Source organism: Streptosporangium sp. NPDC004631 (assembly GCF_053601935.1).
In genome coordinates this window covers 326,547-350,503 of the sequence record NZ_JBSGCR010000001.1, presented here as the reverse complement: position 1 = coordinate 350,503, position 23,957 = coordinate 326,547, and the positions used below count along the sequence as shown (strand labels likewise).

Below are 23,957 nucleotides of genomic sequence, written 5' to 3'. Positions count from 1 at the left end.
TTCCCCCGTCCGCCCCTGGCGGCGCCGAGCCGTACCGCTCCGCCCCGCGTGGAGCGTGGCGCGTGATCCTGCTGCTCTCGACCTCCGACACCGACCTGCTCAGTGCCCGCGCGAGCGGCGCCGACTACCGGCTGGGCAACCCCGCCAGGCTCCTCGCCGAGGACCTGCCGCTCCTGGTGGAGGGCGCCGACCTGGTCGTGGTCCGGCTGCTCGGCGGGCGCCGTGCCTGGGAGGAGGGGCTGGACGCCCTGCTCGCCGGGCCCCGGCCCGTCGTCGTGCTCGGCGGCGAGCAGGCGCCGGACGCCGAGCTGATGGAGCTGTCCACCGTGCCGGGCGGGGTCTGTGCCGAGGCGCACGCCTACCTCGCCCACGGCGGACCGGCCAACCTCGCCGAGCTGCACCGCTTTCTGTCGGACACCCTGCTGCTGACCGGTCACGGGTTCGCCCCGCCCGAACCCACGCCCGGCTGGGGCGTGCTGGAGCGCCGGGCACGCCGCGAGGACGGGCCGGTCGTCGGGGTGCTCTACTACCGGGCCCACCACGTCTCCGGGAACACCGCCTTCGTCGAGACCCTCTGCTCGGCCGTCGAGGACGCCGGAGGCCGGGCGCTGCCCGTCTACTGCGCCTCGCTGCGCAGCGCGGAGCCCGGCCTGCTGGAGGCGCTGCGCACGGTGGACGCCCTGGTCGTGACCGTGCTCGCCGCCGGCGGTACCCGCCCGGCCACCGCGTCGGCCGGTGGGGACGACGAGGCGTGGGACGTCGGCGCGCTCGCCGAGCTGGACGTGCCGATCCTCCAGGGCCTCTGCCTGACGAGCAGCCGGGCGTCCTGGGAGGGGAACGACGACGGACTGTCCCCGCTCGACGCGGCCACCCAGGTCGCCATCCCCGAGTTCGACGGGCGCATCATCACGGTCCCCTTCTCCTTCAAGGAGATCGACGAGGACGGGCTGACCGTCTACGCGGCCGACCCCGAGCGCGCCGCGCGGGTGGCCGGCATCGCCGTCGGGCACGCCGTGCTCCGGCACGTCCCGCCCGCCGAGCGGCGGATCGTGCTGATGCTGTCGGCCTACCCCACCAAGCACTCCAGGATCGGCAACGCGGTCGGCCTGGACACCCCGGCCAGCCTGGTGCGGCTGCTGGCCGCGATGCGCGAGCACGGCTACCGCGTCGGCGCCGAGGGCGAGCTGCCCGGCGTGACCGAGCAGGACGGCGACGCGCTGATCCACGCGCTGATCGCGGCCGGCGGCCAGGACCCCGACTGGCTCACCGAGGAGCGGCTCGCCGGCAACCCGGTGCGCATCGCGGCCGGCCGGTACCGCGACTGGTACGCCACGCTCCCCGCGGACCTGCGCTCGCGGATGGAGCGGCACTGGGGGCCGGCCCCCGGCGAGCTGTTCGTGGACCGCTCGCGCGACCCGGACGGCGAGATCGTGCTGGCGGCGCTGCGCGCCGGGAACGTCGTGGTCATGGTGCAGCCGCCCAGGGGGTTCGGGGAGAACCCCATCGCGATCTACCACGACCCCGACCTGCCGCCCAGCCACCACTACCTGGCGGCCTACCGCTGGCTGTCCGACGGCTTTGGCGCGCACGCCGTGGTGCACGTGGGCAAGCACGGCAACCTGGAGTGGCTGCCCGGCAAGTCCACCGGGCTGTCGGCCTCCTGCGGCCCCGACGCCGCGCTGGGAGACCTGCCGCTCGTCTATCCGTTCCTGGTCAACGACCCCGGTGAGGGCACCCAGGCCAAACGCCGCGCGCACGCCACGCTGGTGGACCACCTCGTGCCGCCGATGGCCCGCGCCGACACCTACGGGGACATGGCCAGGCTGGAGCAGCTTCTCGACGAGCACGCCTCCATCGCCGCGATGGACCCGGCGAAGCTGCCCGCGATCCGCGCCCAGATCTGGACGCTGATCCAGGCCGCCAGGCTCGACCACGACCTCGGCATCGAGGACCGCCCGCACGACGCCGAGTTCGACGACTTCCTGCTGCACGTCGACGGCTGGCTGTGCGAGGTCAAGGACGTCCAGATCCGCGACGGCCTCCACGTGCTGGGCGAGGCACCCGAGGGACCACCCCGCGTCGACCTGGTGCTCGCGATGCTCCGTGCCCGCCAGATCTGGGCCGGCGGCCAGGCGCTCCCGGGACTGCGCGAGGCCCTGGGGCTGAGCGAGGACGGCACGGCTGGCCGTACCGGCACCGACGAGGCCGAGGCGCTGGCCCGGTCGCTGGTCGAGGAGATGGAGCGCCGCGGCTGGGACCCGGCCGCCGCCGCCGAGACGGCCGGGACCGTCCTGGCCACAGCCCCGGCCGGCGGCGGGGCCGACCCCGGGGCGGTGGAGCGGATCCTGCGGTTCGCGGCCGATGAGATCGTGCCCCGGCTGGCCCGCACCACCGACGAGATCGGTGCGATCCTGCACGCCCTCGACGGCGGTTACGTGCCGGCCGGGCCGAGCGGATCGCCGCTGCGCGGCCTGGTCAACGTGCTCCCCACGGGGCGCAACTTCTACTCGGTCGACCCCAAGGCCGTGCCGAGCCGGTTGGCCTGGGAGACCGGGCAGGCGATGGCCGACTCCCTGCTGGAGCGCTACCGCGCCGACACCGGGGACTGGCCGCGTTCGGTCGGGCTGTCGGTCTGGGGGACCAGCGCCATGCGCACGGCCGGGGACGACGTCGCCGAGGTGCTGGCGCTGCTCGGCGTACGCCCTGTCTGGGACGAGGCGTCGCGGCGGGTCACCGGGCTGGAGCCCATCCCGGCCCAGGAGCTCGGGCGCCCCAGGGTGGACGTCACGATCCGGATCAGCGGGTTCTTCCGGGACGCCTTCCCGCACGTCGTGGCGATGCTGGACGACGCCGTACGCCTGGTCGCCCACCTGGAGGAGCCGGAGGAGGACAACTACGTCAGGGCGCACGTCCTGGCGGACGGCCGGAGCCACGGCGACGAGCGCCGGGCCACCATGCGGATCTTCGGGTCACGTCCGGGGGCCTACGGCGCGGGACTGCTGCCGCTGATCGACAGCCGTGGCTGGCGCGACGACGCCGATCTCGCCGAGGTCTACGCGGTGTGGGGCGGATTCGCCTACGGCCGGGGCCTGGACGGGGTCCCGGCCCGCCAGGACATGGAGACGGCCTACCGGCGGATCGCGGTCGCGGCCAAGAACGTCGACACCCGCGAGCACGACATCGCCGACTCGGACGACTACTTCCAGTACCACGGCGGCATGATCGCCACGGTCCGCGCGCTCACCGGCAAGGCTCCGGCCGCCTACATCGGCGACAGCACCCGCCCGGACGCGGTCCGCACCCGGACGCTCTCGGAGGAGACGTCCAGGATCTTCCGGGCCCGGGTGGTCAACCCGCGCTGGCTGGCCGCCATGCGCAGGCACGGCTACAAGGGCGCCTTCGAGCTCGCCGCCACCGTCGACTACCTGTTCGGCTACGACGCCACCACCGGCGTGGTCGCCGACTGGATGTACGACAGGCTGGCCGCCGTCTACGTGCTGGACCCGGAGAACCGGGCCTTCCTCGCCGAGTCCAATCCGTGGGCGCTGCACGGCATCGCCGAGCGGCTGCTGGAGGCCGCCGGGCGGGGCATGTGGGAGCACCCCGACCCCGGCATCCTGCGGGACCTCCAGGAGGTCTACCTCACGTCGGAGGGGGACCTGGAGGACGGCGCCTGACCGCTCCGGGCGGGGATCAGCGGTTGGTGATCACGCCACAGGCGACGCGACCGCCGGAGTCGCCGGTCTTGAGGGTGGCCTCGTCGGGGCCGGTCCTGCCACCGGCGCCGGTGTAGCGGGCGGGGATGCTGGCGTGGTTGTCGGCGAGGGCGTGTACGACGACGGCGCTGCCGTCCCTGTCGAAGAGCTGTTCGACCCGGAAGCGGTCGGTCACCGTGGAGGCGCTGCCGGTGCCGTCGGCCCCGACCAGGAGGTTGGGCAGGTCGCCGGAGTGGTCGGCGTGGCCGCCGGTGCCGAGGTTGAAGTGGCCGCCCGCGCTGAAGTAGGGGCTGCCGGTGGCCGGGTCGACGGACCTCGGGTCGCAGACGCCGGTGGTGTGGATGTGGAAGCCGTGGTAACCGGGGGTCAGGCCCCTGACGGTGACGGTGACGCCGGACTTGCCGTACCGCCGGTGCTCGACCTGGAGCCGGCCGATGATCCGGCCGTCGGCGTTCTTGATGACGGCATGGGCCTGGCGTCCGTCGTGGTCCGACCTCGCCTCGGCCACCGCGGCGACGCCGACGGAGACCACGCCGACGCCGAACGCCGCGACCAGGGCCAGGTGGGTCTTGCGAAGCATGGCAGGGCTCCTCAGTTCGGATGGGGGTTACTGAGGAGCATGCTCCGTGTCTCGCGGACGGTCCACACTTTCGGCCGCCGCCGGACAATAAAATGCGGGAAAAACATGGGGAGCCCCATTTCATCCCTGTGCCTGCCTGTGCCTGCCCGTTCCTGTCTCCGACCCTGTCACCGTGTCCGTGCCGGGGGCCGGGTGGCCCACCGTGCCCCCGCCCCCTGTGGTCCGGTGCCGTCGCGTCTCCGGGTGCCCTCCGGCGTGTGCTCGGGCGTACGGCGTGCGCTCAGGTGTAGAGACGCAGCAGGTCCTCCTCGGTCTCCCGGCGCACGATCACCCGGGCCGCGCCGTCGCGGACGGCGACTACCGGGGGCCGCGTCACGTGGTTGTAGTTGCTTGCCATCGACCGCTGGTAGGCCCCGGAGGCGGGTACGGCGAGCAGGTCGCCGGGCCGTACGTCGGAGGGCAGCGTCAGGTCGCGGACGAGCACGTCGCCGCTCTCGCAGTGCTTGCCGACCACGGTGACCTCGCGCGGCGGGGCCGATGAGGAGCGGGAGGCCAGGATCGCGGTGTAGGCGGCGCCGTACATGGCGGGGCGGGGGTTGTCGCTCATCCCGCCGTCCACGCTGACGTAGGTGTTGACGCCGGGGATCTCCTTGACCGTGCCCACCTCGTACAGTGCGACGGTGGTGGGCCCGGCGATCGAGCGGCCGGGCTCGACGGCGAGTCGCAGGTGGGCGGGGAGGACCTCGCGCAGCGCCGCGACCACCTCGGCGGGGCGCGGGGGGAGCGGGTCGCCGGGGCGGTAGACGATGCCCAGGCCTCCGCCCAGGTCGAGCTTGGGGATGCTCACGCCGTGCTCGCGTTCGACGCCCAGCAGGAAGTCGGCCATCCGGCGGGCGGCCAGCGTGAAGCCGCCGAGGTCGGTGATCTGCGAGCCGATGTGGGAGTGCAGCCCGGTCAGCTCCAGCGAGGGGGCCGCCAGGACCCGGCGGACCGCCTCGGCGGCCAGCCCGGCGCCGAGCGAGAAGCCGAACTTCGAGTCGTCGCCCCCGGTGGCGATGAACTCGTGGGTGTGCGCCTCCACGCCGGGGGTGACCCGGATCATCACGCTCTGCCGTACCCCGGCCTCGCCCGCGAGGAAGGCCAGGCGCTCCATCTCGGCGAAGGAGTCCACGACCACGCAGCCGACCCCCCAGGCGACGGCGCGCCGCAGCTCGGCGCCGGACTTGTTGTTGCCGTGGAAGACCACCCGGGCGGGGTCCATGCCGCCGGCCACGGCGACGGCCAGCTCGCCTCCGGTGCACACGTCCAGGCAGAGCCCGGCCGTGTCCAGCCAGCGCACGACCTCGGGGCAGAGGAACGCCTTGCCGCCGTAGTGCACCTCCCCGCCGGGCAGCGCCTCCCGCCACTCCGCGCAGCGGGCGTGGAACTCCTCCTCGTCGAGGATGTAGGCGGGGGTGCCGAACTCGGCGGCGAGCTCCCGTACGCCCATCCCGCCGATGCGCAGTTCCCCGCCGGTCCATGCCGCGGTGCGCGGCCAGCCGCTTTCGATGACCAAGCTCATGGGGTCGAAGGTAGAGCTTTACGGCTTTTGTCCGGTATCAGCATCGAAGATTTCGATGCTGAGGCTCGCAAGCATTCACCTGTATTGGGACCGTTACCTGCCGTCGGCACCATAAACTCAACTATTCGCAAAAGGGGAGTTTAAGTGACAAAGAGGCTGTATTCGGTCATTGCTGCCGCGCTGGTCGTCTCGGCGTTCGCCGGTGGCTGCGGGCGCTCGGCCTCGCAGACCGAGGCGACCGAGGGCGCCACCTCGGCGGCCGGCAAGACCGCCAGGGATCTGGTCCCCGAGGCCGTGCGCAAGACGGGTGAGCTCCGGATGGCGACCTCCGAGGGCTACCCGCCCATGGAGATGTACAAGAAGGGCACCCAGCAGCTCATCGGCGTCGACCCCGACCTCGCCGCCGCGATCGCCGCCAAGCTCGGCCTGAAGCCCACGGTGACCAACGCGGCCTTCGACGGACTGATCCCCGGCCTGCAGGCGGGACGGTGGGATGTGGTCATGTCCTCCATGAGCGACACCGAGGAGCGCCGGGCGGCCGTCGACTTCGTCGACTACTTCAACGCCGGCGGAGCCATCATGGTCAAGAAGGGCAACCCCGAGGGCGTCAAGACCCTTGAGGACCTGTGCGGCCGTACCGTCGTGCTCGCCAAGGGCAGCTCGAACCTCGCCATCGGGCAGCGGCAGGACGAGAAGTGCGCCAAGAAGATGCAGATCATGCAGAGCGAGGACGCGCCGACCGGCCTGCTGAGCATCGACTCCGGGCGCGCGGTGGCCACCATCGTGGACTCGCCCGTCGCGGCGATGTACGCCAAGGAGACCGGCAAGTACGACGTGCTCTCCGAGCAGTACGACGCCGGCCCCTGGGGCATCGCCGTGGACCGTCGCAACAACGGGCTGCGCGACGCCGTGGCCAAGGCCATGGAGGAGCTGCTGGCCGACGGCGGCTACAAGGCGATCCTGGACAGGTACGGCGTGGTGAGCAACGCCGTGCCCGAGGTGATGGTCAACACCAAGCCGTGGAAGTGACCAGAACCCCCGAGGCGGCCGGGGGCCCCGCGACGGCCGGGGACCGGCACCTCCCGATCGACGCGCTCCGCCCGCCCCGCCCCGGCCGGTGGGTCGCCGCGGCGCTGGCCGCGTTCGCCCTGGTCTGGCTGCTCTACACGATCGTCGTCAACGAGAACCTGCACTGGGACGTGATCGCCGAGTACCTGGCCGACGGCAGGGTCCTCGGCGGCCTGTGGGTCACGATCCAGCTCACCGTGCTGTCGATGCTGATCGGCCTGGCGCTGGGCATCCTCGCCGCGGTGATGCAGCTCTCCGGCAGCCCCGTGCTGCGGGGGGCCTCGGCCCTCTACACCTGGTTCTTCCGGGGCACCCCGCTGCTGGTCCAGCTGATCTTCTGGTTCAACATCGGGCTGGTCTTCCCCTCCTTCGGCATCGGCGTGCCGTTCGACGGTCCCAAACTGATCGAGTGGCAGGCCAACGAGCTGATCACGCCCTTCACCGCGGCCCTGCTCGGTCTGGCGATCAACGAGGGCGCCTACATGGCCGAGATCGTCCGGGCGGGCATCCGCTCGGTCGACCCCGGGCAGCGCGAGGCGGCCGAGGCGCTCGGCATGTCGCACCGGCGGGTACTTCGCAGGGTGGTGCTTCCCCAGGCGATGCGCGTGATCATCCCGCCCACCGGCAACCAGTTCATCTCGATGCTCAAGACCACCTCGATGGTCTCGGTCATCGCCGGGGCCGAACTGCTGACCGTGTCCCAGCGCATCTACCTCGGCAACTTCGAGGTCATCGCGCTGCTCATCGTGGCCTCCGTCTGGTACATCGTGCTCACCACCATCGCGAGCGTCGGCCAGCACTTCGTCGAGAAGCGGTTCGAGCGCGGCCACCAGGCACTGCGGGTCAGGGTCCGCCGCAACCTGCGGCCGTTCGGCAGGAGGAGCGCGTGATGGTCGAACCGATGGTGAAGATCCGCTCGGTGCGCAAGAGCTTCGGCTCCGTCGAGGTGCTCAAGGGCATCAGCCTGGACGTGCCCGTGGGCGGCGTGGTCTGCGTGGTCGGACCCTCCGGGTCCGGCAAGTCGACACTGCTGCGCTGCGTCAACCGGCTGGAGACCATCGACTCCGGCCGCATCTGGGTGGACGGCGACCTGATCGGCTACACCGAGCGGGGAGACCGCCTCCACCACCTGCGCCCCGCCCAGCTCTGCGCCCAGCGGCAGGACATCGGCATGGTGTTCCAGCGCTTCCACCTGTTCCCGCACCGCACCGCGCTGGAGAACGTCATGGAGGGCCCGACGGTCGTCAAGGGCGTCTCCAGGGGGGCCGCCAGGAAGCGGGCCATGGAACTGCTGGAACGGGTGGACCTGGCGGACCGGGCGGACCACTACCCCGCCCAGCTCTCCGGCGGACAGCAGCAGCGCGTGGCGATCGCCCGCAGCCTGGCCATGGACCCTAAGCTCATGCTCTTCGACGAGCCGACCAGCGCCCTCGACCCCGAACTGGTCCAGGAGGTGCTCGCGGTCATGCGGGACCTGGCCGCCAGCGGCATGACGATGATGGTGGTGACCCACGAGATGGGGTTCGCCCGCGAGGTCGGCGACGATCTGATCTTCATCGACGACGGTGTGATCGTCGAGCGGGGAGACCCCCGCGAGGTGCTCGCCAACCCGCGTCACGAACGCTTCCGCGCCTTCCTCGGGCAGGTGCTGTGACCCACTTCGACCTGCTGCTCCGCGGCGGCCTGGTGGTCGACGGAACGGCGGCGCCCGACGCCGCCCGCCACGCCGACGTCGGCGTGACCTCGGGCCGCCTCACCCTGCTGCCGCCGGGCACCCCGGCCATCGCGCGGGAGACCGTGGACGTGACCGGCCTCGCCGTCACCCCGGGCTTCATCGACGTGCACACCCACTCCGACGGCGTCACCCTGATCGACGGGGAGCTTGGCCGCGAGATGGTCCTGGCCTCCGTCCTGCAGGGGGTGACGACCGAGATCTCCGGCAACTGCGGCTCCAGCCTCTTCCCGGCGCTGCCGGAACGGCTGGCCGCGATGCGCGGGGAGACCCGCGTCCACTTCGGCGGCGACGTCGGGATGTACGAGGGCTTCGCCGAGTTCGCCGCCGCGCACGCCGCCGTGCCCCGGGCCAACCACCTCACCTCCCTCGTCGGGCACGGCACGCTCCGCGGCGGGGTGATGGGCCCCGTCGACCGGCCGGCCACTCCCGCCGAGCTGGAGACCATGTGCCTGCTGCTCGACCGGGCGCTGGCCTTGGGCGCCGCCGGGCTGTCCACCGGCCTGATCTACACCCCCGGCACGTACGCGGGCACGGACGAGGTGGTCGCGCTGGCGGCCGTCGCCGCCCGGTACGGCAAGCCGTACGTCACCCACCTGCGGGACGAGATGTCGAGGGTGGAGGAGGCGCTTGAGGAGGCCGTGGAGATCGCCGCCAGAAGCGGCGCCCCGCTGCACGTCTCCCACCACAAGACCGCGGGCAAGTACGCCTGGGGGCGCACCGAGCGCACCCTGCCCAGGATCGCCGCCCTGCGCGCGGGAGGAATGGATGTCACCTGTGACGTCTATCCCTATACTGCGGGAAGCACGGCGCTGGGCGCGATGCTCCCACCCTGGGCCTCCGAAGGCGGGATCTCCGCGCTGACGGCACGCCTGGCCGATCCCGGCCAGCGCGACCTGATGCGCCTGGCCATCGCCGAAGGCGTCCCCGGCTGGGAGAACACCGTCGGCAACGGCGGCTGGGATCGCATCTCGATCGCCTGTGCGCCACGCCACTCCGACACGGAGGGGCTCACGATCGCCGAGCTGGCCGCCACCCGCGGTCAGGACCCCCTCGACGTGGCCGCCGCCCTGCTCGTCGCCGAGCAGGGCGAGGTTACGATCATCAGCCATTCCATGATCGAGGACGATGTGCGGCGGGTACTGGCCGCGCCGTACTCGATGATCGGCTCCGACGGCGTGCCCAAGCCGGGCGGACGCCCCCACCCCCGCTGGGCGGGAACGTTCCCGCGCGTGCTCGGACACTACGTCAGGGAACTGGGGCTGCTCGGCCTGGAGACGGCGGTGCACAAGATGACCGGCATGGCCGCGGCCAGGTTCGGGCTGGCGGGGCGCGGTGTGATCGCCGACGGCGCCCACGCCGACCTGGTCGTCTTCGACCCCTCCTCGATCGCCGACGGCGCCACCTTCGCCGACCCGCTGGTCCCGCCGTCCGGGATCCACTCGGTGATCGTCGCCGGGCAGACCGTGGTCCGCGACGGCGCCGGGACCGGCGCCAAGCCCGGATCGGTGCTCGCCACATGAGCGGGGCCCCGGGCCGGCCCCATGACCGGAAGGAGGACGCCGTGAGCGGCCCCGGTGCGCTGGACGAGGGCGGGCCGGTCACCCTGGCCGTGTCCGTGCCGGGGCTGATCTCCCTGCACGAGGACACCGAGCTGATCCTCGCCAGCACCGGCAAGCTGCTGCTGCTCGCCGCGGTGGCTCAGGGGATCGCCTCGGGGAGGCTCGACCCCGCCGAGACCGTGGACCTGGCCGACGACGACCGCTGCGGCGGGTCCGGGCTCCTCGGCGTCCTGTCCGGCCGCCGCTGGCCGATCGGGGACCTGGCGGTGCTCACCGCGTCGGTGAGCGACAACACCGCCACCAACGCGCTGATCCGGCGGATCGGCCTGGACCGGGTGGCCGAGGTCGCGGCCGGACTCGGCCTCGTCCGCACGCGGATCCTCGACCGGATCCGCGAGCCGAGGCTGCCGTCGCACCCGCCGACCTTCGCCGTGGGGACGGCCGGCGAACTCGCCCGGTTCGCGGCAGGGCTCGACGGGCGGCTGGAGTGGACCAGGATCATGCTGCGCTGGATGGCGCACAACGGAGACCGGAGCCTGGTCCCCGCGCTGCTGGCGCACGAGGCCGAGGACCGGGAGATCCCCGCCTCGGTTCCCTCCGGAATGGTCTGGGTGGCCAACAAGACCGGCACCGACGCCGGCGTGCGGGCCGACGTGGGGGTGATGATCGGCCGGGGACGCCGGATCGGCTACGCCGTGCTGGCCAACGGCCCCGCCGGGGACGAGCACGCCCTGGTGGGACGGGTCCGGCGGGCGGGCCTGGCCATCGGCCGCCTGGCGAACCCGGTGCCCGGCGCCTCCGGCGGCGGCGCCTCCCCGCGGGAGCCCGGTCTCTAGCCCGCCCACCCGTTCCCGGACGGCCGGGGGCGGCCGGGAACGGGTGGGGCCGGGGACTCTCAGCGGAGCGCGTTGCGGATCTGGGCCGAGGCGTCGCGCAGGTAGTCGATGAAGGAGCGCAGCGCCGGGTTGGGGTTGGTCGGCCGGGTGGCGGCGCCGATCCTGCGGTAGAGCCGGGGACCGTCCAACCGGCACACCTGGATGCCGGTCGCGCCCTGCGCGCCCAGACTGGGCACCAGGGCCACGCCCAGCCCGGCCCTGACCAGCCCCAGCGTCACCTCGTAGTGGTCGCTGCGGCAGCGGATCGTCGGGCTGAACCCCTCCAGCGCGCTGGCCCGTTCCAGCACCGAGACCGGGGTGTCGGTGCCGAACGTGGTGATCCACGGCTCCTCGGCCAGGTCGGCGAGGCGCACCCGGGATCGCTGCCCCGCCGGGTGGCCCGGCGGCACCACGAGAAGCTGCGGTTCGTCGAACAGGTGGGTGACCTCCACCCCGTCCGGCGGCTTCCAGGGGTCGAGCGCGTGCTCGAAGACCACCAGCACGTCGAGGGCGCCGCGCTCCAGGTCGGGCAGGAGCTCGTGCGGCTGACCGAGCACCAGGTCGAGGTCCACGGCGGGGTGGCGGGCGGTGAAGGTCGACAGCGCCAGCGGCAGCAGCCGGTATCCCGCGGAGGCGAAGAACCCGATCCGCAGCTGCCCGGCGTCGGCCCGGGCCTGCGCGAGCAGGTCCTTCTCCGCGGCCTCGATGATGTCCAGGACCTCCTGCGCCCTCCTCGCGAGCCGCCGCCCCGCGGCGGTCAGCCGCAGGCTCTGCGCACCCCGCTCGACCAGGCCCACGCCGGCCTCCTCCTCCAGCTTGGACAGCTGGTGGGACACGGCGGACGGCGAGAGCCGCAGGACGCGCGCGGCCCCCGCGATGCTTCCCGTTCTGAAGACCTCCCGGAGCACCCGGAGGCGTTGACTGCTCAGCACGGTCTCAGTATCGGCGCGGGCGGAGGATGCGGAGGCCGGACGGCGCTTCCCGGATCCACCGCGGGGCCGCGTCCGGGACCGGGCACCTCGCCGGCGGCGTACCGGTCACGGCGCGGTCCTCTCACCCTCGGACGGGTGCGGACATCCCGGTGCGGTGGCGTACAGGCGAGAGGATGGAGGGGTTACACCTGCACCCTGCTTCTGGAGGACACGTGCCGTTGAGAAACAACAGTGCCGTGACGGGCGAGCCCGGCGGGACGCCCGCGCGGGAGGCCGGCACCGGCCAGGCCGTCGCCACGGTCGAGCGAGCCGTCGACGTGCTCATGCGCTTTACCGAGACCCCGGCGATGACGCTCGGGGTGACCGAGATCGCCCAGGCGCTCGGGATCTCCAAGGCCGCCGTGCACCGGATCCTGGCCTCGCTGCGGGTCCGCGGTCTCATCGAGCTTGACGAGAGCACCCGGCGCTACTCCCTGGGCGTCGGAGCCATGCGGCTGGGCCTGGCCTACCTGGACCGGCTCGACGTCAGGCGCATCGCCGCGCCCGAGCTGGTGACGTTGTCGGAGCGCACCGGCGAGACGGCCACCCTGTCGACGCGGACCGGGTGGAACCGGGTCTACGTGGACCAGGTCACCCCGGCCCGCGAGGTCATCATGAGCGTCAGTCTCGGCGTGCCGTACCCGCTGCACGCGGGCGGCTCGTCCAAGGCGTTCCTGGCCTTCCTCTCCGAGGGGGAGATCGAGAGCTATCTGGCGCGTGCCCCGCTGGAGTCGCTCACCGACAAGACCGTGGTGGACGTGCCCGGGCTGCGCGAGGAGCTCACGTTGATCCGTACCCGAGGCTGGGCGCAGTCCTTCGCCGAGCGGATGGCGGGGGCGGCGTCGGTGGCCGCGCCCGTGCTCGACCACCACGGCCGCCCGGTCGCGGTGGTCAGCGTCTGCGGGCCGCTGGAGCGGTTCCGCGAGGAGGTCGAGTCGTGTGCCGAGGCGCTGCTGGAGTCGGCGGGAAGGCTCTCGGCCCAGATGGGCTGGACCGGATCGGCGCCGGCGGTGACGGGGCCGGTCACCGGCCGCTGAGAGGCGTGGGAGGGATGGGAGGAAGTCGCCGGAGGGGTGCGCGGAGGGAGGTCGCCGGGGTGCGGACGGCCTGGACCCCCGGTGCCCTTTTCGGGCGCCGAGGGTCCGTGTCCCGCCAAGCGGTCAGGCGCTCTTGCGGCGCTGGGCGCGCAGGATCGCCAGACGCTCGTTGAGCACCTCCTCCAGGTCCTCGATCGTGCGGCGCTCCAGCAGCATGTCCCAGTGTGTCCGTGGGGGCTTGGCCTTCTTGGTCTCCGGCAGCTCACCGTCCACCCGCAGGGCGGTCGCGCCGCACATGCGACACTCCCAGGTCGCCGGGATCTCAGCCTCGGCGGCAAGCGGAACGTCGAATCGATGGCCCTTCGGGCAGGTGTAGGACACCTCCTGGCGCGGGGCCAGATCGGTGTTGCGGTCGTTCTCGTAGCTGGTCGCGCCGAGTCGGGTACCGCGTAGCGCACGCTCGCCCATGTCTCAATGCCTCCTGAGGGCCCCGTCGTGAGGGGTCTGTCTCCCACGGCGTACAACGCTTGATACCGTGTGTGGATTCCCACACACGGGGTGATCCAATCGCGTGTTCTTGACCCGGTCTGCTGTGGGCCCCGGCCGGAGGACGCTCAGATGCGCTCGGGCACCGGGTTGCCCGCGGCCCGGACGGCCCTGGGAAGATTGATCGCGCCCAGCGCGACGAGCCCGAGCAGGAAAAAGACCACCAGCGAGACGATGCCGAGCCGGTAACTGTCGGTCATCTGCAGCGCCACGCCCAGGACGAACGAGCCGAGGAACGTCGAGCCCTTGTCGCTGATCTCGTACAGGCTGTAGTACTCCGCCTCCTTGCCCGCCGGGATCAGGTGGGAGAACAGCGACCGCGACAGGGCCTGGGTGCCGCCCATCACGATCGCGATGGCGAACCCGAGCGCGAAGAACGGCAGCGCCGCCCCCCTGGGCAGGAAGTAGGCCACGCCCACCACGGCCACCCAGCCCACCAGCGCGACCATCACCACGCGTTTCGCCCCGTAGGAGGCGGCGAGCCGGCCGAGCAGCAGGGCGCCGCCGAAGGCGACGAACTGCACCATCAGGATCGCCCCGATGCGCACGGTCTGGCCCAGCCCGAGCTCCTTGTCGGCGTAGGTGGCCGAGAACGAGATGACCGTCTGCACGCCGTCGTTGTAGATCAGGTAGGCGACCAGGAACGCCAGGGTCAGCGGATAGCGGCGCAGCTCCCGCACGGTACGGCCCAGCTGCCCGAAGCTTCCGGTCACGGCCCGGCCGACGCTCCCGGCGCCCGCGGTGAGGATGTGCCGGTTGCGCAGCCGCAGCATCGGCACGATGGTGAACCCGGCCCACCACAGACCGGCCGAGGACAGGGAGATGCGTACCGCCTCGCCCTCGGAGACGCCGAGGGACTCGTGGCCGAGGAAGAGGGCGAGGTGTACGGCGAGCAGCAGGCCGCCGCCCAGGTAGCCGAACCCCCAGCCCCGGGCGGAGACGCCGTCGCGCTCGTCCGCCGTGGAGATGTCGGGCAGGAACGAGTTGTAGATGACGAACGCGGCGGCGAATCCGAGGTTGGCGATCAGGAACAGCGCCCCGCCCAGCAGATAGCGCCCGTCGGAGACGAACCAGAAACAGACCGTGGCCCCGGCGCCGAGGTAGGCGAACACGCCCATGAGCTCCTTCTTACGGCCGGTGTGGTCGGCCAGGGCTCCGGCGACGGGCATCAGCACGATCTGCAGGACGGCCGCGGCGCCCACCACGAAGGAGTAGTAGGCGCTGGGCCGCACGTCGAACCAGAGGACGTCCACGTATGGGCGGCCCCGGGCCGCGGTCTCGGCGATCGTCGTCAGGTAGGGGCCGAGGAAGACCGTCAGAACGGTGGTGGGGAAGGCGGAGTTGGCCCAGTCGTAGAAGTACCAGCCGCGCTGCTCGCGGCGGCGGTCCGGAAGGGAGTCCGGGACGACCTGCTGGGTGGCCATGGGGGATCCTCGGTTCGATGGGGGAGGGGGGAGGTCGGAGGGGGGCGGCTCACGCGGCGAGCCGGCCGGGGTGCCACTGGCCGCGTGCCTCCAGCACCTGACGGAGGCCGGAGATGTTGTCGGTCATCACCCCGTCCACGCCGAAGTCGAGCAGACGCCCCATCTCCCGGGTGTCGTTGACCGTCCACACGTGGATCTGCATGCCGAGGGCGTGTGCCGTGCGGATCAGCGCGGGGGTGGTGATCCGCAGGTGGCGGAAGCCCACCGGCACCTGCGCGCACGGCACCCCGGCGCGGGCCAGCCGGGTGAGCAGGCGGCCGTAGCCGGAGGTGGTCGCCGCGGCGCGCAGGGCCGCGACCCCGCGTGGCCCGAGCGAGGAGCACACCTGGCGGCCGACCGCCGCGCGGGCGCGGGCCAGCCGTTCGTCGGAGAAGGAGGTGAGGCAGATCCGGTCGTAGGAGTTGGTCCGCCTGATCGTCTCGGCCAGCGGCCCGATGGCCGCGGACTCCTTGACGTCGATGTTGAAGCGCGCCCGGGGCCAGGAGCCCAGCAGGTCGTCCAGGACCGGGATCTCGTCCACCCCGTCGATCCGCGCCTCACGCACCAGGCGGTACGGCAGGTCGGCGATCCGGCCGCGCCGGTCGGTCACCCGGTCCAGGGTGTGGTCGTGGAAGGCCAGTAACACCCCGTCGGAGGTGGCGTGCGCGTCGGTCTCCAGGTACGTGTATCCGAGCTCCACGGCACGGGCGAACGCGGCATGGGTGTTCTCCCGGCCCTCGGCGGCCCCGCCCCGGTGGGCGAAGGCGAGCGGGCCGGGATGGTCGAGGAAGGCGTAACGGCGCGACACGTGCAGGAGTATGCCCGGTACGGACGCGGTACGTCACCGCGGGCCGGTGAACGGTTGGGTCACGGGCCCGCCCGGCCCCGGCTCTCCGTGCTCGGCTTGGCAGCCCGAAGCCCGAAGCCCGAAGCCGGGGCACTCAGTCCTCGTGCTCGCCGGGCGGCTCCTTGCCGGCCCACTCCCGGCGGCGGGCCTCGGCCACCGCGATCGCCGTGGCGACCGCCACGTTGAACGAGCCCACCCGCCCGACCTGCGGGATGTAGCAGACCCCGTCGGCGGCCTCCAGCAGGGCGGGGGAGCAGCCGTGATCCTCGCTGCCCACCACCAGGCACACGTCGCCGCCGAGCCTCGCCTCGTGCAGCGGGACCGCGTCTCCGGTCAGCTCCACCGCGATCACGGTGAACCCTTTCGCCCTGGCGGCCCGGACCGCGTCCAGCGCGGGAACCGGCTCCTCCCAGGCCACCAGCCGGTCGGTGCCCAGCGCGGTCTTCTGCGCCTTGGGGTTGGTCGGGAGGGTGGCGTTGCCCGCCAGCCAGATCCGCTCCACGCCGAAGGCCGCGGCGGTGCGGAAGATGGATCCGATGTTGAAGGGGCCGGTCACCGACTCCAGGATCAGGGCGAGCCGTCCCTCGGTGTTCCTGCGCCAGGTGCGGTTGAGCCGCTTGACGTCGGTCGGCCGCAGCTGCCTGCGGGGGTTCGCGGTCATCGGTCGTTCACCGTTCCTTGGTCGTTCCTCGCCCGTCCCGGGTTCCCGGGGCCGTGCCGCGTGGGTGGCGGAGTCGTCGTGTGCCCGTGGTCTCCGCCGGGGGTCTCGCCGTGCCGGGCCGTTCTCACCGCTCCGGGTCCGCGGTCCTGGCCCCGACCTGGAGGACCCGGTAGGAGGACCGGGAGGCGAGGCGGGTGGCCGGCCAGCCCTGTTCGTTCAGCCAGCGCTGCAGGGAGTCGGAGCCCAGGTGCTTCTGGACCACCAGGTAGGCCGTGCCGTCCGGGGTGAGCCGGGACAGCCAGCGGGAGAGCATCTCGTGCATGGCGGCCTTGCCGATGCGGATCGCCGGGTTGGACCAGATCGCCGCGTAGCGGACCTCCGGCGGCACCTCGTCGACATGCATCGACCTTACTTTGTCAAGGGCGGCGGCCCGCGCGTTTCTGGCACAGAGTTCCACCGACCGCCGGTTGACGTCCACCGCCCAGACCGTCGCCCGGGGCGCGCGCGAGGCCATGGTCAGCGCGATCGGCCCGTAACCGCAGCCCAGGTCCAGCAGATCGCCCTCGGCGGGAGGCGCCGGGACGGTCTCCAGCAGGATCCGGGTGCCCTGATCGATCCGCTCGGGGGAGAAGACCCCGCTGTCGGTCTCCAGCCTCAGATGAAGGTCGGGGAGCACGAGCGTGACCGAACCGGGACGGCTGGCGGTCTCGGGGCGCTCCTCGAAGTAATGTGCCACGTCGTAGAACGTTACCAACGGCCGGGAGCGGGTCAGGGCAGCCGAGTTCCCAGCAGCCCGGAGGCCGCGGCGACCAGCAGTCCGGCCACGATCGCCGCCACGACGAACCACTGGCCGATCTCCTGGCTGACCGTCCGGTAGCCGAGCGAGCTGCCGATCTGCTCGTACACCTCGCGCAGCTGGTTGCCCGACTCCGCCTCGTAGGCCCGGGCTCCGGTGCCGTTCGACAGGCTCTGCAGAGTGACCTTGTTCACCGGCACGTTCACCTCGCGGCCGTCGATCGTGACGGTGCCGTCCTGGGTGCCGTAGGCGATGGTGGAGACCGGCACGCGCGCGCCCCTCGCCGCCTCGATCGCCTCCGCCACCGACCGGCCCGAGGTGTTGTCGCCGTCGGACAGCAGCACGATCGCGGCGGGGGGCGGATCGGTGACCGCCTGCTGGTCGAACGAGCGGATGGAGTCGATCGAGCTGAACACCGCCTCGCCGATGGCGGTACCCGCCCGGGTGGTCAGGTTGCCGATCGAGGTGATCACCGCCTGGTGGTCGGTGGTCGGGGAGACCACCACGGAGGCGGAGCGGGCGAAGGCGACCACCCCGACGTTGAAGCGCTCCGGCAGGTCCCCGACGAACTTCTGGGCCGCCTCCTTGGCCGCGGCGATCCGGTTCGGCTGCACGTCGGCGGCCTCCATCGACAGCGAGACGTCCAGCGCGACGATGATGGTCGCCCGGTCGCGCGGAACCCGTACCGAGTCGGCCGGCCGGGCCGCGCCGACGATCATCAGTCCCATCATCAGCACGAACAGCGCGGGGGCGACGTGCCGGCGCCAGTCGGGGCCGGAGGGGGCCACCAGCGTCAGCAGCGGCAGATTGGTGAAGCGCACCGCGTAGCGCCGCCGGGCGAACTGGGCGGCCACATAGCCCGCCACGACCAGCGCGAGCGCGACCAGCAGCCACAGCCAGGCCGGGGAGAGGAAGGTCATCGGATCCTTCCCGACGTCGGGTGCCGGTGTGTCAGGTGCGCCGTACGCCGCTGCCGCAGCACGAACTGCGCGATGTCGGCGACCCAGTCGCGGTCGGTGCGCAGCACCAGGTGGGCTACCCCGCAGCGGCGCAGCGCCGCCCGGGTCGCCGCCCGCTGCGCGGCGGCCGCCTCGGCGTAGGCCGCGCACACCCTGGCGGTGAGGCGGATCCTGCGGCTCCGTCCGGACTCCGGGTCGGTCAGGGTCACCAGTCCGACCGGCGGCAGGTCAAGCTCGCGCGGGTCGATCACCTCGACCGCCAGCACCTGGTGCCGGGCGGCCAGGCGGCGGATCGGCCGCTCCCAGGGCGGCTCCGTGCCCGGCTCCAGGGTGGGGCCGGCGTCCAGGAAGTCGGAGACGATCACGCGCAGACCGCGCCGCCGCCGCGCGGAGGCGAGCGCCTCGATCGCCTCGGCGAGGTCGGGGGCGCCGGCGAGGGGGCGGCCCCGGGGAGCGTCCATCAGCGAGTGCAGCAGGCCGTACAGGGCGGGCCGGCCGCCCCTGGCGGGCATCCGGTGGATGTACTCGTCGTGCAGGACGTAGGTGCCGAAACGGTCGCCGATCCGGCTGGTGAGAAACCCGATCGCGCCGATCGCGGCGACCACCAGGTCCCGCTTCTCCATCCCGGCCGTGCCGAAGTCCATGCTGGGCGACAGGTCGGCCAGGGCCCAGGTCTCCAGCTCCCGGTCGGAGATCAGGTCCCGCACGTGCGGGACGGTGGTGCGGGCGGTCACCGCCCAGTCCATCATCCTGATGTCGTCCTCGCCGGGGACGTACACCCTGCTGTCACCGGACTCGCTGCCGGGGCCGGGGAGCAGCCCCTGGTAGGAGCCGTGCAGCAGCCCGTCCAGCCTCCTGACGACGGTGAGTTCGAGCCGGCGCAGGGCCTGCTCGGAGGCGCTCACGACCCCGGTCAACGGGGGTCCTGGTTCCACACCACCAGGGGCGGGGGTACGGCGGTCAGCACCTGCCTGACCACGTCCTCGGGGTCCACTCCGTCGGCCAGCGCGTCGAAGGTGAGCATCAGCCGGTGGGACATCACGTCCACGGCCACGTCGCGGACGTCGTCGGGGAGCAGGTAGTCGCGGCCCCGCAGCAGGGCCAGTCCCCGTCCGGCGGCGACCAGGCCGAGGGTGGCGCGGGGACTGACCCCGATCTCGATGTTCTCCGCCAGCTCGGGCAGGCCGTACTCGGCGGGGGAGCGGGTGGCCATCACCAGCCGGACCACGTAGTCGGCGACGAGCTGGTGCACCGAGACCCGGTCGGCCGCCGCCTGTAACGCGATCAGCCGTCCGGGGTCGAGCACCGCCTGGGGGGTGGGAGGGGTCACGCTCATCCGGTGGAGGATCTCCAGCTCCTCGTGGGCGTTGGGGTGGGTGACGCGGACCCTGAACAGGAAGCGGTCGCGCTGCACCTCGGGGAGGGGGTAGACGCCCTCGGACTCGATCGGGTTCTGGGTGGCCAGCACGATGAACGGCCTCGGCAGCGGGTGGGTCCGCCCGGCCAGCGTCACCTGGCGTTCGGCCATGACCTCCAGCAGCGCGGACTGCACCTTGGCCGGGGCGCGGTTGATCTCGTCGGCGAGCAGGAAGTTGGCGAACACCGGGCCGAGCTCGACGTCGAAGGCCTCGCGGGACGGGTGGTAGACCCGGGTTCCCACGATGTCGCTGGGCACCAGGTCAGGGGTGAACTGGATGCGGGCGAAGTCGCCGCCGACCACGGTGGCCAGAGTGGAGGCGGCCAGGGTCTTGGCGACCCCGGGCACCCCCTCCAGCAGGCAGTGACCGCGGGCCAGTAACGCCACGAGCAGCCGTTCCACCATGTGCTCCTGGCCCACGATGACCCGCCGGACCTCGGCCAGAGCATCGCGCAGCGGTCCGGTGTCGATCCCGCTCGGCAACTCTTCGGCGACGGTCATCGCATTCCTCCAGCGTGGAGACCCCGGGCTCCGGCCGCGGAGAGGAGGTCACGTCGATATTCCACCAAATGAAACGCCGGGTCGCGCGGCTGTCGGATGTCCACCTGGTGTTGGTACCCACAGTCGGCGCCCACCCGCACCCGGATGGGCGGGGCGTGCCCGCCGCCGTGTGCTTTCATGGCAGGCGTGGCCAGTCCGCTCCAGTACGGTGACCCGCCCCGGTTGGGGCCCTTCGTCCTGCAGGCCCGCCTGAGGGTGGGGCCCGCCGGGCTGGTCTACCTCGGGTGCGGCTCCGACGGCCGGGCGGTCTCGGTCGCGGTGCTGACCAGGGGGGCCGCTCTGGACCCGGCGGCTCGCGACCGGTTCGTCACCGGGATCCGCGAGGCGGCGAGCCGTTCCGGGGTGCGGGGCTGGGTGACCAGGGCGGCGCGCGGCCGGGCGGCGGTGGCCGACACGGCGCCGCAGGTGCTGGCCATGGACGGCGGGAGCGCGCCGTGGGTGGCCACGCCGTACGAACCGGACAGGGCGGGGGCCGAGCGGTTCCTGGAGTCGGTGCTGGTGCGTGGCACGCTGATCGGTGAGCGGCACGGCCCGGACTTCGAGCCGCACTGGGCGGACGACCGGTCGCCGGCGCTGCCCGCGCCACCCCGGGAGGCCCCGCCGCCCGTGGAGACCCGCCGGTCGGTGGTGGTCGCCGGGGTCGTGCTGACCGTGCTGCTGGTGCTGCTGGCGGTGATGGTCTGGCTGCTGCTGCGCCGGGAGGAGGACGGGGCGCCGCTGCCGAGGCCGTTGCCGGCGACGGAGTTCGTGCCGACCCCGCCGCCGGTCCCGGCGACCCCGGAGCCCGGGCGGCCCACCGTCTCACCGTCCCCCTCGCAGAGCGGTACGGGGACCCCGGGACCGAGGCGGGGCGACGAGGACGACGGCGCGCCCATCTGACCGATGCCGATGCCCGGGGCCGTCCGCCGGCCGGAGAACCGGGCGTCGTTCAGGGCGGTCCCCGGTCCGGTCCCGGTTTTCACCGGTGCCCGGGGCGGTGGGAAAACCCGGGGTCAAGGCGCTTTGATTTTTCCCCCGCGAAGGTATGAATGTGCTTCCCGCGGGCACCCGATTCAGCAGCCGAGTCGCCAACCGTCGAGCTTCTCCACCGTTGTTATTGGACCGCCTATGTCTATTCAGGGCAATGTCATCCCCATCATCCACTGGTCTCGCCGTTCCTCCTGTCTCAGCGAGGATCCCGAGCTTTTCTTCCCGGTCTCCTCGGAGGGGCCGGGCCGGGCGCAGTACGAGAGGGCCAAGGCCGTGTGCCGCCGCTGCCCGGTCCGGTTGCGCTGCCTGGAGTACGCCCTGAACACCCACCAGATGTACGGGGTGTGGGGTGGCACCACCCCCGACGAGCGCAGAGCCGCCATGTCGGCGCTGCGGCGCGAGGTCAGGTAGCCGAGGCCGGGAACCGGGGCCGGGCGGGCGGGGCCGGGTGAACAGGGCCGGGCGAGCCCTGCCTGGAAGGCGGCGCGACGCTCACGCCGGTATCCGCCCGGTGGGACGGCCGTGGTGCCGGTGCGCGGCGACCGCCTCGGCGAACGCGGAGGTGAAGTCCTCCAGGTCCCCCGCCGTGTCGGTGACCACCCCCGGCGGCGAGGCGGACTCGATCCCCGCGGCCTCCAGCAGCTCCGTCCCGGCGCCCAGGGCGCCGACGGCCTTGCCGTGTTTGAACGCCTCGGAGACGAAGTGCAGGGCGTCGCCGTCCTCGGCCAGCGCCTGGACGCTCCGCTTCCCACCGGGAACCAGTACCGCGTCGTACAGCACCGAGGCCACGGTGGTCAGCGGGCGGGTCACCTCCAGCCGATCGCCGTTCTCCCCGAGTACGGCGCCACCCCGCGCGGCGAGCACCTCGCACACCGCCCCCATGCCGGTGAGCGCGCCGGAGACCGCGGCCACCTGGGTGACGTCCACACCGTCGGCGGCGAGGACGGCGATCTTCCGGGTGGACACGCTCCGCACCGGTTCGTGGTCCTGGCTGAGGGCGGGGGAGCTGCGGCCGTGGTTGGGCGTGGTGACCTCTCGCGGCGGCTCGGCCCCGATGCCCTCGGCGACCAGCACGGCCAGGTCGTGGTCGACGTTGTTGAGGTTGCGGACCACGCCTTCGCGGATGTGGGCGTGCTCGACCTTGCCGAGTTCGAAGCGGAAGGCGGCGACGATGTGCTCCTTCTCCCAGTCGGCCATGCTGTTCCAGAACAGGGTGGCCTGGCCGTAGTGGTCGGCGAAGCTCTCGCTGCGCCTGCGGATCTTCCCGCCGTCCACCCGCTCCTGGTGGTGCCGGTAGGCGTTCTCGCCGCCGACCACGGGGTAGCCGCCGCCGAGTGAGCTGGGGTGGTAGCTCGCCCGGCCGCACGGGATGACCGACTGGTGGTAGCCGTCGCGCTGGTTGTTGTGCACTCCGGTCACCGGGCGGTTCACCGGGATCTGGGCGAAGTTGGGGCCGCCGAGCCTGATCAGCTGGGTGTCGAGATAGGAGAACAGCCGGGCCTGGAGCAGCGGGTCGTTGGTGAAGTCGATGCCCGGTACGACGTTGCCCAGATGGAAGGCGACCTGCTCGGTCTCGGCGAAGAAGTTGTCGGGGTTGCGGTCGAGGACCAGGCGCCCGACCGGGCGCACCGGCACCTCCTCCTCAGGGATGATCTTCGTGGCGTCCAGGAGGTCGAAGTCGAAGGCGTGCTCGTCCTCCTCGGCCACCAGCTGGACGCCCAGCTCCCACTCGGGGAGGTCACCGTTGGCGATCGCCTCCCACAGGTCCCTCCGGTTGAAGTCGGGATCCCTGCCGGCGATCTTCTGGGTCTCGTCCCAGACCAGCGAGTGCACCCCGAGCCTCGGCTTCCAGTGGAACTTCACGAAGGTGCCCCGGCCGGAGGCGTCGACGAGGCGGAAGGTGTGCACGCCGAAACCCTGCATCGTCCGGTAGCTGCGCGGCAGCGCCCGGTCCGACATCAGCCACATCATCATGTGGGTGGTCTCCGGCTGGAGGTGCACGAAGTCCCACAGCGTGTCGTGCGCCGACGACGCCTGCGGGATCTCGTTCTGCGGCTCGGGTTTCACCGCGTGCACGAAGTCGGGGAACTTGACGCCGTCCTGGATGAAGAAGACCGGCATGTTGTTGCCGACGAGGTCGAAGTTGCCCTGCCGGGTGTAGAACTTGACGGCGAAGCCGCGCACGTCCCGCACGGTGTCCGCCGACCCGCGCGATCCGGCCACGGTGGAGAAGCGGACGAACACGGGGGTCCGCGGGCTCGGTGAGGTGAGGAAGCCGGCGGTGGTGAAGGCGGCCAGCGAGTCGTCGTAGGCCTCGAAGTAACCGTAGGCCCCCGCGCCGCGGGCGTGCACCACCCGCTCGGGAATCCGCTCGTGGTCGAAGTGGGTGAGCTTCTCCCGGAAGTGGAAGTCCTCCATCAGCGTCGGACCGCGTTCGCCCGCCTTGAGCGAGTTGTCGGTGTCGTCCACCTGGACGCCCTGGTCGGTGGTCAGGACGGTGTCCTCGTAGTCGACGCGGGCCTCGTCCAGTTGCCGATCCTTCTCCGTGCGGTGGTCGCCGGTCATGAGTCCTCCCGTGGGAACGCCGGGACCGGGATGCCCCGGTGCAGGACGGCTATACCCGACTCATATCGACG

At 72.3% G+C, this 23,957-nt stretch carries 21 protein-coding genes; 9 read left to right on the top strand and 12 right to left on the bottom strand.

Annotated elements, in window-relative coordinates; genetic code table 11:
- The first annotated feature begins 62 nt into the window (after positions 1 to 62).
- Positions 63 to 3,677, top strand: a complete 3,615-nt coding sequence (gene cobN / locus ACWEF2_RS01360) for a cobaltochelatase subunit CobN (RefSeq protein WP_453811013.1) — start codon at positions 63 to 65, stop codon at positions 3,675 to 3,677.
- Between the two features lie 16 nt (positions 3,678 to 3,693).
- Here cobN and ACWEF2_RS01355 read toward each other — a convergent pair whose 3' ends face one another.
- The gene (locus tag ACWEF2_RS01355) at positions 3,694 to 4,296 is read right to left on the bottom strand and encodes a superoxide dismutase family protein (RefSeq protein ID WP_453811012.1); all 603 of its coding nucleotides are present in this window, start codon (positions 4,294 to 4,296) and stop codon (positions 3,694 to 3,696) included.
- Positions 4,297 to 4,576: 280 nt separating this feature from the next.
- Entirely contained in the window at positions 4,577 to 5,857 is a 1,281-nt protein-coding gene (gene lysA / locus ACWEF2_RS01350; protein WP_453811011.1) for a diaminopimelate decarboxylase, read from the bottom strand.
- A gap of 144 nt (positions 5,858 to 6,001) precedes the next feature.
- On the opposite strand from lysA, the gene ACWEF2_RS01345 reads away from it, so the two are divergent.
- From ACWEF2_RS01345 to ACWEF2_RS01325, 5 genes are read left to right on the top strand one after another with little or no spacing between them, the layout of a single operon-like run.
- Positions 6,002 to 6,886 (top strand): ABC transporter substrate-binding protein, encoded by an 885-nt coding sequence (locus ACWEF2_RS01345; protein WP_453811010.1) that lies wholly within the window; start codon positions 6,002 to 6,004, stop codon positions 6,884 to 6,886.
- Positions 6,877 to 7,815: an amino acid ABC transporter permease gene (locus ACWEF2_RS01340; RefSeq protein WP_453811009.1), complete on the top strand. Its 939-nt coding sequence runs from the start codon at positions 6,877 to 6,879 to the stop codon at positions 7,813 to 7,815. Before ACWEF2_RS01345 ends, ACWEF2_RS01340 begins: the two co-directional genes overlap by 10 nt.
- The gene (locus ACWEF2_RS01335) at positions 7,815 to 8,579 is read left to right on the top strand and encodes an amino acid ABC transporter ATP-binding protein (protein ID WP_453811008.1); all 765 of its coding nucleotides are present in this window, start codon (positions 7,815 to 7,817) and stop codon (positions 8,577 to 8,579) included. The genes ACWEF2_RS01340 and ACWEF2_RS01335 overlap by 1 nt, the downstream gene beginning before the upstream one ends.
- Positions 8,576 to 10,180: an N-acyl-D-amino-acid deacylase family protein gene (locus ACWEF2_RS01330; protein WP_453811007.1), complete on the top strand. Its 1,605-nt coding sequence runs from the start codon at positions 8,576 to 8,578 to the stop codon at positions 10,178 to 10,180. Before ACWEF2_RS01335 ends, ACWEF2_RS01330 begins: the two co-directional genes overlap by 4 nt.
- Positions 10,181 to 10,221: 41 nt before the next feature.
- Positions 10,222 to 11,055: a serine hydrolase gene (locus ACWEF2_RS01325; RefSeq protein WP_453811006.1), complete on the top strand. Its 834-nt coding sequence runs from the start codon at positions 10,222 to 10,224 to the stop codon at positions 11,053 to 11,055.
- A gap of 59 nt (positions 11,056 to 11,114) precedes the next feature.
- Here ACWEF2_RS01325 and ACWEF2_RS01320 read toward each other — a convergent pair whose 3' ends face one another.
- A complete protein-coding gene (locus ACWEF2_RS01320; RefSeq protein ID WP_453811005.1) occupies positions 11,115 to 12,026 on the bottom strand; it encodes a LysR family transcriptional regulator in 912 nt (303 codons plus the stop codon).
- Positions 12,027 to 12,244: 218 nt separating this feature from the next.
- Here ACWEF2_RS01320 and ACWEF2_RS01315 point away from each other — a divergent pair, with 218 nt between their 5' ends.
- Entirely contained in the window at positions 12,245 to 13,102 is an 858-nt protein-coding gene (locus ACWEF2_RS01315) for an IclR family transcriptional regulator (protein ID WP_453811004.1), read from the top strand.
- 123 nt (positions 13,103 to 13,225) lie between these two features.
- Here ACWEF2_RS01315 and ACWEF2_RS01310 read toward each other — a convergent pair whose 3' ends face one another.
- From ACWEF2_RS01310 to ACWEF2_RS01275, 8 genes are all read right to left on the bottom strand, one after another.
- Positions 13,226 to 13,570 carry an RNA polymerase-binding protein RbpA gene (locus ACWEF2_RS01310; RefSeq protein WP_355596685.1) on the bottom strand — a complete coding sequence of 115 codons (345 nt, stop codon included), beginning with the start codon at positions 13,568 to 13,570 and terminating at the stop codon, positions 13,226 to 13,228.
- Between the two features lie 146 nt (positions 13,571 to 13,716).
- On the bottom strand, positions 13,717 to 15,072 hold the full coding sequence (locus tag ACWEF2_RS01305) for an MFS transporter (RefSeq protein ID WP_453811003.1): 1,356 nt from the start codon (positions 15,070 to 15,072) through the stop codon (positions 13,717 to 13,719).
- A 49-nt stretch (positions 15,073 to 15,121) separates the two neighbouring features.
- Positions 15,122 to 15,919 carry a glycerophosphodiester phosphodiesterase gene (locus ACWEF2_RS01300; RefSeq protein WP_453811002.1) on the bottom strand — a complete coding sequence of 266 codons (798 nt, stop codon included), beginning with the start codon at positions 15,917 to 15,919 and terminating at the stop codon, positions 15,122 to 15,124.
- Between the two features lie 133 nt (positions 15,920 to 16,052).
- Positions 16,053 to 16,619, bottom strand: a complete 567-nt coding sequence (locus ACWEF2_RS01295) for a TrmH family RNA methyltransferase (RefSeq protein ID WP_453811001.1) — start codon at positions 16,617 to 16,619, stop codon at positions 16,053 to 16,055.
- Positions 16,620 to 16,743: 124 nt separating this feature from the next.
- Positions 16,744 to 17,355, bottom strand: coding sequence for a class I SAM-dependent methyltransferase (locus tag ACWEF2_RS01290; RefSeq protein ID WP_453811000.1), 612 nt, complete (start codon positions 17,353 to 17,355; stop codon positions 16,744 to 16,746).
- 32 nt (positions 17,356 to 17,387) lie between these two features.
- Positions 17,388 to 18,335, bottom strand: coding sequence for a VWA domain-containing protein (locus ACWEF2_RS01285; protein WP_453810999.1), 948 nt, complete (start codon positions 18,333 to 18,335; stop codon positions 17,388 to 17,390).
- Positions 18,332 to 19,291, bottom strand: coding sequence for a DUF58 domain-containing protein (locus ACWEF2_RS01280; protein WP_453810998.1), 960 nt, complete (start codon positions 19,289 to 19,291; stop codon positions 18,332 to 18,334). Before ACWEF2_RS01280 ends, ACWEF2_RS01285 begins: the two co-directional genes overlap by 4 nt.
- Positions 19,288 to 20,292: an AAA family ATPase gene (locus ACWEF2_RS01275; RefSeq protein WP_453810997.1), complete on the bottom strand. Its 1,005-nt coding sequence runs from the start codon at positions 20,290 to 20,292 to the stop codon at positions 19,288 to 19,290. The genes ACWEF2_RS01280 and ACWEF2_RS01275 overlap by 4 nt, the downstream gene beginning before the upstream one ends.
- Positions 20,293 to 20,469: 177 nt before the next feature.
- Here ACWEF2_RS01275 and ACWEF2_RS01270 point away from each other — a divergent pair, with 177 nt between their 5' ends.
- Both ACWEF2_RS01270 and ACWEF2_RS01265 read left to right on the top strand, forming a co-directional pair.
- The gene (locus tag ACWEF2_RS01270) at positions 20,470 to 21,231 is read left to right on the top strand and encodes a hypothetical protein (RefSeq protein ID WP_453810996.1); all 762 of its coding nucleotides are present in this window, start codon (positions 20,470 to 20,472) and stop codon (positions 21,229 to 21,231) included.
- A 228-nt stretch (positions 21,232 to 21,459) separates the two neighbouring features.
- Positions 21,460 to 21,732 (top strand): WhiB family transcriptional regulator, encoded by a 273-nt coding sequence (locus tag ACWEF2_RS01265; protein ID WP_453810995.1) that lies wholly within the window; start codon positions 21,460 to 21,462, stop codon positions 21,730 to 21,732.
- 81 nt (positions 21,733 to 21,813) lie between these two features.
- On the opposite strand, the gene ACWEF2_RS01260 is transcribed toward ACWEF2_RS01265, so the two are convergent.
- Positions 21,814 to 23,886, bottom strand: coding sequence for a catalase (locus ACWEF2_RS01260; protein ID WP_453810994.1), 2,073 nt, complete (start codon positions 23,884 to 23,886; stop codon positions 21,814 to 21,816).
- Between the last annotated feature and the right edge of the window lie 71 nt (positions 23,887 to 23,957).